The 7,414-nt window shown below is 73.0% G+C and carries 7 protein-coding genes; 5 read left to right on the top strand and 2 right to left on the bottom strand.

Annotated elements, in window-relative coordinates; genetic code table 11:
- Positions 1-154 precede the first annotated feature (154 nt).
- Complete coding sequence (locus AB0C78_RS46400) at positions 155-781, bottom strand: hypothetical protein (RefSeq protein WP_360761312.1); 627 nt, start codon at positions 779-781, stop codon at positions 155-157.
- A gap of 100 nt (positions 782-881) precedes the next feature.
- Here AB0C78_RS46400 and AB0C78_RS46395 point away from each other — a divergent pair, with 100 nt between their 5' ends.
- Positions 882-2,333 carry a PLP-dependent aminotransferase family protein gene (locus AB0C78_RS46395; protein WP_360761314.1) on the top strand — a complete coding sequence of 484 codons (1,452 nt, stop codon included), beginning with the start codon at positions 882-884 and terminating at the stop codon, positions 2,331-2,333.
- 10 nt (positions 2,334-2,343) lie between these two features.
- Here the strand turns inward: AB0C78_RS46395 and AB0C78_RS46390 are convergent, their stop codons facing one another.
- Entirely contained in the window at positions 2,344-2,778 is a 435-nt protein-coding gene (locus tag AB0C78_RS46390; protein ID WP_360761311.1) for a CBS domain-containing protein, read from the bottom strand.
- A 274-nt stretch (positions 2,779-3,052) separates the two neighbouring features.
- Here AB0C78_RS46390 and AB0C78_RS46385 point away from each other — a divergent pair, with 274 nt between their 5' ends.
- Genes AB0C78_RS46385 through AB0C78_RS46370 form a run of 4 tightly spaced genes read left to right on the top strand, consistent with a single transcriptional unit; the run spans position 3,053 to position 7,411 of the window.
- On the top strand, positions 3,053-4,357 hold the full coding sequence (locus tag AB0C78_RS46385; protein WP_151539801.1) for an NAD(P)/FAD-dependent oxidoreductase: 1,305 nt from the start codon (positions 3,053-3,055) through the stop codon (positions 4,355-4,357).
- A 14-nt stretch (positions 4,358-4,371) separates the two neighbouring features.
- The gene (locus AB0C78_RS46380) at positions 4,372-5,649 is read left to right on the top strand and encodes an ABC transporter substrate-binding protein (RefSeq protein ID WP_360761308.1); all 1,278 of its coding nucleotides are present in this window, start codon (positions 4,372-4,374) and stop codon (positions 5,647-5,649) included.
- Entirely contained in the window at positions 5,646-6,581 is a 936-nt protein-coding gene (locus AB0C78_RS46375) for a sugar ABC transporter permease (protein WP_360761306.1), read from the top strand. Before AB0C78_RS46380 ends, AB0C78_RS46375 begins: the two co-directional genes overlap by 4 nt.
- A complete protein-coding gene (locus AB0C78_RS46370) occupies positions 6,581-7,411 on the top strand; it encodes a carbohydrate ABC transporter permease (protein ID WP_151539804.1) in 831 nt (276 codons plus the stop codon). The genes AB0C78_RS46375 and AB0C78_RS46370 overlap by 1 nt, the downstream gene beginning before the upstream one ends.
- Positions 7,412-7,414 lie beyond the last annotated feature (3 nt).

Here is a 7,414-nt window from a genome sequence, read left to right as displayed (position 1 = left end):
CCAGATCTCGGACTTCTGACCTGACTTGTGCTTCAACGCGCCCGCCCCCCCCGGGGCGGGCGCCCCCCCCGGGGGGGGGCCCCCCCCCCCCCACGCCCCCCGGCGGGGGCTCCGCCCCCACACCCCCGGCGGGGGCTTCGTCCTCGCGCCCTGGTCAGGCGGCGATTGGTTGTGGGTCCTCGGTGGGGACCGGGGGTTCCGGGGTCTTGATCTGCAGGGCCGGTAGGAAGATGTGCGCGAGGGGGCCGATGGCCACGGCGTACAGGACGGTGCCGACGCCGACGGTGCCGCCTAGCAGCCAGCCGACGGCCAGGACGCTCAGCTCGATCCCGGTGCGCACGACCCGGATCGAATGCCCACGCGCGGCCAGGCCGGTCATCAGGCCGTCGCGCGGGCCGGGCCCGAGGCCGGCGCCGATGTAGCAGCCGGTGGCGACCCCGCCGGCCAGCACGCCGAGGAGCAGGAACGTCCAGCGGGCCGCGAGCGCGTCCGGGGTCGGCAGCAGCCAGAGGAACAGGTCCGCGAACGCGCCGACGAGCAGGACGTTGCTGATCGTGCCGAGGCCGGGCCGCTGCCGCAGCGGGATCCAGGCGAGCATCACCACCGCGCCGGCGATGATGATCCAGGTGCCGATGGACAGCCCGAACCGGCGGGACAGGCCCTGGTGAAAGACGTCCCACGGATCGTTGCCGAGCCGGGAGGACACCTGCAGCGCGATCCCGAGGCCGTACAGGGCCAATCCCGCATAGAGCTGCACGAGGCGCCGCGCCATCAAGGCCATTTCTTGCTCCAGGGTGAAGTCATGTCCGCTTTCTGGCCTATCCTGCACAGGAGTGGCCTGGCAAAGACAGGGCCAATATGCGAAAGTGGTCTGTGTGAGCATGCGATACGTCAGCGGCGTCCAACTGGCCCGGCTGCTCGGCGACGTGCCGCGCGAGCGTCCCGTCTACGCCGCGCTGGCCCGCGCCGTCCGGACCCTCGTCCTCGACGGCCGGCTCGCGCTGCGGACCCGGCTGCCCGCCGAGCGGGACCTGGCCGCCGCGCTCGGCGTCAGCCGCACCACCGTGACCGCCGCCTACGACCGGCTGCGCGAGGAGGGCTACATCGAGAGCCGGCAGGGCGCGGGGAGCTGGACGGCGCTGCCGCCGGTCCGCATGTCGTCCGCCGAGCCGGCGCCCGGCGCGCGCTTCGGGAAGGCGCACCCGGTGCCCGACGACCCGGCGTTCATCGACCTCGGCTGCGCCACGCCCGGCGCGCCGCAGGTCTTCAACGAGGCGGTCGCCGCGGCGGTGGAGGAACTGCCCCGCTACAGCGGCGGCCCCGGCTACGAGCCCGCCGGGCTGGCCGGGCTGCGCGAGGTGATCGCCGCGGGGTACGAGGCGCGCGGCGTGCCGACCCGCCCCGACCAGATCGTCGTCACCACCGGCGCGCAGCACGCGTTCACGCTGCTGACGCAGACGCTCGTGGAGCCCGGCGACCCGGTGATGGTGGAGCGCCCGACGTACCCGCACGCGCTCGGCGCGCTGCGGCGGCGCGGCGCCCGGCTCGTCCCCGTCGGGGTGAACGAGGGCTGGGACATGGAGCTCGTCGCGGGCAGCATGCGGCAGGCCGCCGTCCGGATGGCCTACACGATCGCCGACTTCCACAACCCGACCGGCCTGCTGATGGCCGCCGACGACCGGGCCGCGCTGGTGGACGCGGCGCGCCGCGCGGACGCGTTCGTCGTCGCCGACGAGACCTTCGCCGACCTCGCCCACGACCCGGACGCGCCGCGCCTGCCGCCGGTCGCCGCCTACGACACCGGCGGCCGCGTCGCCACCATCGGGTCGGCGTCCAAGCTGATGTGGGGCGGGCTGCGGATCGGCTGGATCCGCACCACCGGGCCCCTCGCCCGCCGGCTCGTGCTGGCCCGCGAGCCGTTCGACATGGCCAGCCCGGTGCTCGACCAGCTGATCGTCCGGGAGCTGCTGCTGCGGATCGACGACGTGCGGGCCGAGCGCGCCGCGACCCTGCTGCGCAACCGGGACGCGCTCGCCGCGGCGCTGCGGGAGCTGCTGCCCGGGTGGGAGTTCCGCCTGCCCGACGGCGGCATGTCGCTGTGGGCGCGGCTCGGCGCGCCCGTCGCCACCATGCTCGCCGAGACCGCCGAGCGGTTCGGCGTGCGGGTCGTCGCGGGCCCGGTGTTCGGGGTGGACGGCGTCCTGGAGGACTACGTCCGCCTGCCCTACGTCCTGCCGCCCGGCACCCTCAGGGACGCGGTGGAGCGGCTGGCGCTCGCCTACCGCGAGGTGCAGGCGGCCCCGGCGCCGAGGCCGCTGCCCGCCTACGTGTGACCGGCGGCCGTCACGGCGCCCGCTGGATGTAGTCGACGAGGTGCTCGCGCTCGCTCTCCAGCTCGTCGATGGCGCTCTTCACCACGTCGCCGATGCTGACGATGCCGGCGAGGCGCCCGTCCTCGACGACGGGGACGTGCCGGAACCGGTTCTCGGTCATGGTGCGCCGCAGGTCCTCGAGGTCCTCGCCGGGCCCGCAGGTGTGCACGTCGGCCGTCATGATCTCCGAGACGGGGCGGTCGAGCAGCCCCGCGCCGCGGTCGTGCATCCGCCGCACGACGTCGCGCTCGGTGACGATCCCGGCGATCGAGGTGCCGTCGGGCGACACCACCGCCGCCCCGATGTTGTGCTCGGCCAGGACGGCCAGCAGTTGCCGCACGGTGGCGTCGGGCGTCACCGTCGCCACCGTGTCTCCCTTCCTGCGCAGGATCTCGCGAATCCGCATGGTTCACGCTCCGGTGCCGGTCTCGGACCCGTGGCGGGCGTCCGCCGGGGGGCTTGTTCCTGACAAGGTCGCATGCTTCGGCGTCCGGGAAAACCCCGGCACGGTACATCATTTCCGGACCGGCTCCGGTCCGGTGACGCGCCGGGGGATGCCCGGGGCGTCCTGACAGGTCGTGTTCACCCGACCCCGGTCCGTGGAAGTGGATCACCGGTCACGTAATGTGGTCTCTTGATCACTCAGTGAAGGTCCGTCCAAGGTGACCAGGGAGCCCGCCGTGCCCGTACCGCGAATCGTGATCATGGGCGCCGGCTTCGCCGGCTACAACACCGCCCGCACGCTGGAGCGCCTGCTCCGGCCCGCCAAGGCCGAGATCGTGATGGTCGCGCCGTTCGGCTACACGCTCTACCAGCCGCTGCTGCCGCAGGTGGCGGGCGGCGTGCTGGACCCGCGCGCCATCGCGGGGCCGCTGCACCGGCTGCTGAGCCGCACCCAGCTGCTGCCGGGCAAGGTGCGCGGCGCGGACCTGCACGAGCGGACGATCGACGTCGAGAAGATCGACGGGACGAAGGTGTCACTGCACTACGACCGGCTCGTCCTCGCGGCGGGCAGCGTCACCCGCACCTTCGACATCCCGGGGCTGAAAGAGCACGCGCACGGCCTGAAGAACCTCGCCGAGGCGGTCTACCTGCGCGACCACGTGATCGCCCAGCTGGAGCTGGCGAACGTCAGCATGGACCCGGCGGAGCGGGCCGCGCGGCTCGGGTTCCTGGTCGTCGGCGGCGGCTACTCGGGCGTGGAGACCTGCGCGAACCTGCAGCTGCTCACCACCAAGGCGCTGCGCCGGTTCCCGCGCCTCGATCCGGCGCTGCTGACCTGGACGCTCATCGACATCGCGCCGAAGCTGCTGCCGGAGCTCGGCGAGCGGCTCGGCCGCGAGGCGATGCGGCTGCTCAGCCGCCGCGGCGTCGACATCCGGCTCGGCACCACCCTCGAACGGCTGGAACCGCACTGCGCGCACCTCACCGACGGGACGACGCTGCCGTGCCGCACCGCGATCTGGACGGCCGGCGTCACGCCCAGCCCGGTGATCTCCACCCTGAACCTGCCCGCCGACCGCGGCCGGGTCCGAGTCGGCGCCGACCTGCGGCTCGCCGACTTCCCCGACGTGTACGCCGTCGGCGACGCGGCCGCCGTCCCCGACCTCGCGCGCGGCGGCGGCGACGCGATGTGCCCGCCGACCGCGCAGCACGCCACCCGGCAGGCCCGCGTCGCCGCGCACAACGTCGCCGCCTCGCTGCTCGGCCACGAGCCCCGCCAGTACCGGCACAAGGACCTCGGCCTGGTCGTCGACCTCGGCGGCGTCCAGGCGGTCGCGCGGCCCCTCGGAGTGGAGCTGACCGGAATCGTCGCGCAGGCCGTCACCCGCGGCTACCACCTCGCGACGGTCCCGTCGGTGTCGGCGCGGGCGCGGGTGCTCGGCCAGTGGCTGATCCACGCGGCGGCCGGCGACGACCTGATCCGGCTCGGGCTGCTCGACCCGCGCACCAGCAGCCTCGTCGACGTCGAACACAGCTTGTGACGAGGGCGCTGCCGATGGGGCGGGGACCGTCCCCGGCGGGCACCGTCCCCGCCGGGCGCCGCGCGGTGGCGGCGCTGACGGCCGTACTGACCGCGGGGCTGGCGGCCGGCTGCGCGTCGGGCGCCTCGGGGACCCGCGTCGTGAACCTGTACAACGCGCCGCAGGAGAGCATCGGCGCGATCGCCGCGCGCTGCAACCGGGAGGCGCACGGCCGGTTCCGGATCGTCGTGAACACCCTGCCGCGCGGCGCCGACGACCAGCGCGAGCAGTTGGTGCGGCGGCTGGCCGCCCGCGACGCCGGCCTGGACGTCCTCGGGCTCGACGTGACCTGGACCGCGGAGCTCGCGGAGGCCGGCTGGATCCGCGAATGGACCGGCCAGTACGCCGCGGAGGCCCGCAAGGGCACCCTGCCCGGGCCGCTGTCCACCGCGACCTGGGAGGGCCGGCTGTACGCGGCGCCCTACAACACCAACGTCCAGCTGCTGTGGTACCGCTCGGACCTGATGCCCCGCCCGCCGTCCACCTGGGCGGGGCTGATCAAGGAGTCGGAGCGGCTCGCGGCCGCGGGCAAGCCGCACTACGGGGAGGTCACCGGCGCGCAGTTCGAGGGGCTCGTCGTCTGGTTCAACAGCCTCGTCGCGTCCGCCGGCGGCCGGATCCTCAGCCCCGACGGGCAGCGGGTCGAGCTCGGCCCGACCGCGCTGACGGCGCTGCGGACGATGCGGGCGTTCGCCCGGTCCAAGGCCGCCGACCCGTCGATCTCCAACACCAAGGAGGACGACGCGCGGCTGGCCGTCGAGTCCGGACGCGGCGCCTACGAGATCAATTGGCCGTTCGTGTACGCGTCGATGGCGACCCTGAAGCCGAAGCTGCTGAAGAAGTTCAAGTGGGCGCCCTACCCCGGCATCACCGGGCCGGGGCGCGCGCCGCTCGGCGGGGCGAACTTCGCCGTTAGCCGCTACTCGGCGAAGCCGGACGCCGCGTTCCAGGCCGCGCTGTGCCTGCGCGACCCGGAGAGCCAGCGCACCGCCGCGATCCGCGACGGGCTCCCGCCGGCCGTCGAGTCGGTGTACTGGGCGCCCGGCATGGCGAAGGCGTACCCGATGCGGCAGGCGATCCTCGACTCCCTCAAGACCGCCGCCGCCCGCCCCAAGACGCCCACGTACCAGAACGTGTCGACGGTGACGGCGGTGCGGCTCTCGCCGCCGTCGGCCATCGACCCGCCCCGCACGCTGCGCTCGCTGCGGGGGCTGATCGGGGACGCGTTGCAGAGCAAGGGGGTGCTTCCATGAACGAGGAAGCGAGCAGTACGGAGGTCGTCCCGGTCCGGGGCCGGGCGGTCGCCGTGCCGAGCGCGAACCGGAGGTCGGAGCGGCGGCTCGGCTGGATGCTGTGCGCGCCCGCCGCCGTGGTGATGCTCGCCGTCACCGGCTGGCCCATCGTCTACTCGGTGCTGCTGTCGCTGCAGCGCTTCGACCTGCGCTTCCCCGCCCGCAAGGCGTGGATCGGGGTGGACAACTACGCGACGGTGCTGGGCAGCTCCTTCTGGTGGAACGCGTTCGCCGTCACGGTGCTCGTCACCGTCGTCAGCGTCGCGGTGGAACTGGTCCTCGGCATGGTGATCGCGCTGGTGATGTACCGGACGATCGTGGGCCGCGGGCTGGTGCGGGCCGTCGTGCTGATCCCGTACGGGATCGTCACCGTCGCCGCCGCCTACGGCTGGAAGTACGCGTGGACGCCCGGCACCGGGTTCCTGACGCGGCTGCTGCCGGCCGGGTCGGCGCCGCTCACCGACCACTTCCCGGCCATCGGGATCATCATCCTCGCGGAGATCTGGAAGACGACCCCGTTCATGGCGCTGCTGCTGATGGCGGGGCTGGCGCTCGTCCCCGAGGACACGCTGAAGGCCGCCTCGACCGACGGCGCGACCGCCTGGCAGCGGTTCACCCAGATCACGCTGCCGCTGATGAAGCCGGCGATCCTGGCCGCGCTGCTGTTCCGCACGCTGGACGCCTTCCGGATCTTCGACGACATCTTCGTGCTCACCAACGGCGCGCAGAACACCGGCTCGGTGTCGCTGATCGCCTACCACAACCTGATCGGCGGGCTGAACCTCGGCATCGGCTCCACCATGTCGGTGCTGATCTTCGTGACCGTCGCCCTGATCGCGTTCGTGTTCGTCAAGGTGCTCGGCACGAGCGCGCCCGACGCGGGGAGGCGCTGATGGACCGCACCGCGGGCGGGATCACCCGCTGGAGCCTGGTCAACCTGCTGGTCCTGCTGTACGCGCTGGTCCCGGTGGTGTGGATCGCGTCGCTGTCGTTCAAGGACCCGTCCACCTTCACCGACGGGACGTTCTTCCCGACCAGGTGGACGCTGCGCAACTACAGCGGCATCTTCGACAACGCGGACTTCGTCCGCGGGCTCGGCAACTCGATCGGCATCGGGCTCGTGTCGACCCTGGTCGCGATCGTGATCGGCACGATGGCCGCGTACGCGGTGGCCCGGCTGGACTTCCCCGGCAAGCCGCTGGTGCTCGGGCTGTCCCTGCTGATCGCGATGTTCCCGCAGATCTCCCTCGTCACGCCGCTGTTCGAGATCGAGCGGACGCTCGGGCTGTTCGACACCTGGCCGGGCCTGATCCTGCCGTACATCACCTTCGCGCTGCCGCTGACCATCTACACCCTGTCGACGTTCTTCAAGGAGATCCCGTGGGACCTGGAGAAGGCCGCCAAGATGGACGGCGCCACCCCGTTCCAGGCGTTCCGGCGGGTCATCGTCCCGCTGGCCACGCCCGGCGTGGTGACGACCGCGATCCTGGCGTTCATCGTGTGCTGGAACGACTTCCTGTTCTCCATCTCGCTGACGTCGTCCAGCCGGGCCCGGACCGCGCCGGCGACGATCTCGTTCTTCACGGGGTCGTCGCAGTTCGAGAACCCGACCGGGTCGATCGCGGCGGCGGCCATCGTCATCACGGTGCCGATCGTGGTGTTCGTGCTGGTGTTCCAGCGCCGGATCGTCGCGGGGCTGACGTCCGGCGCGGTGAAGGGATGAGGC

It is taken from the genome of Actinomadura sp. NPDC048394 (assembly GCF_040651755.1).
Classification (GTDB): Bacteria; Actinomycetota; Actinomycetes; order Streptosporangiales; family Streptosporangiaceae; genus Spirillospora; species Spirillospora montaniterrae.
The sequence above is the reverse complement of the archived record's forward strand: the minus strand, read 5'-3'. Positions and strand labels throughout refer to the sequence as shown.

Bases quoted from the DNA above. Each gene is read 5' to 3' on its own strand.
- AB0C78_RS46390 (WP_360761311.1), bottom strand. From the start codon at position 2,778: ATGCGGATTCGCGAGATCCTGCGCAGGAAGGGAGACACGGTGGCGACG.
- AB0C78_RS46400 (WP_360761312.1), bottom strand. From the start codon at position 781: ATGGCCTTGATGGCGCGGCGCCTCGTGCAGCTCTATGCGGGATTGGCC.
- AB0C78_RS46370 (WP_151539804.1), top strand. From the start codon at position 6,581: ATGGACCGCACCGCGGGCGGGATCACCCGCTGGAGCCTGGTCAACCTG.
- AB0C78_RS46395 (WP_360761314.1), top strand. From the start codon at position 882: ATGCGATACGTCAGCGGCGTCCAACTGGCCCGGCTGCTCGGCGACGTG.
- AB0C78_RS46375 (WP_360761306.1), top strand. From the start codon at position 5,646: ATGAACGAGGAAGCGAGCAGTACGGAGGTCGTCCCGGTCCGGGGCCGG.
- AB0C78_RS46380 (WP_360761308.1), top strand. From the start codon at position 4,372: ATGGGGCGGGGACCGTCCCCGGCGGGCACCGTCCCCGCCGGGCGCCGC.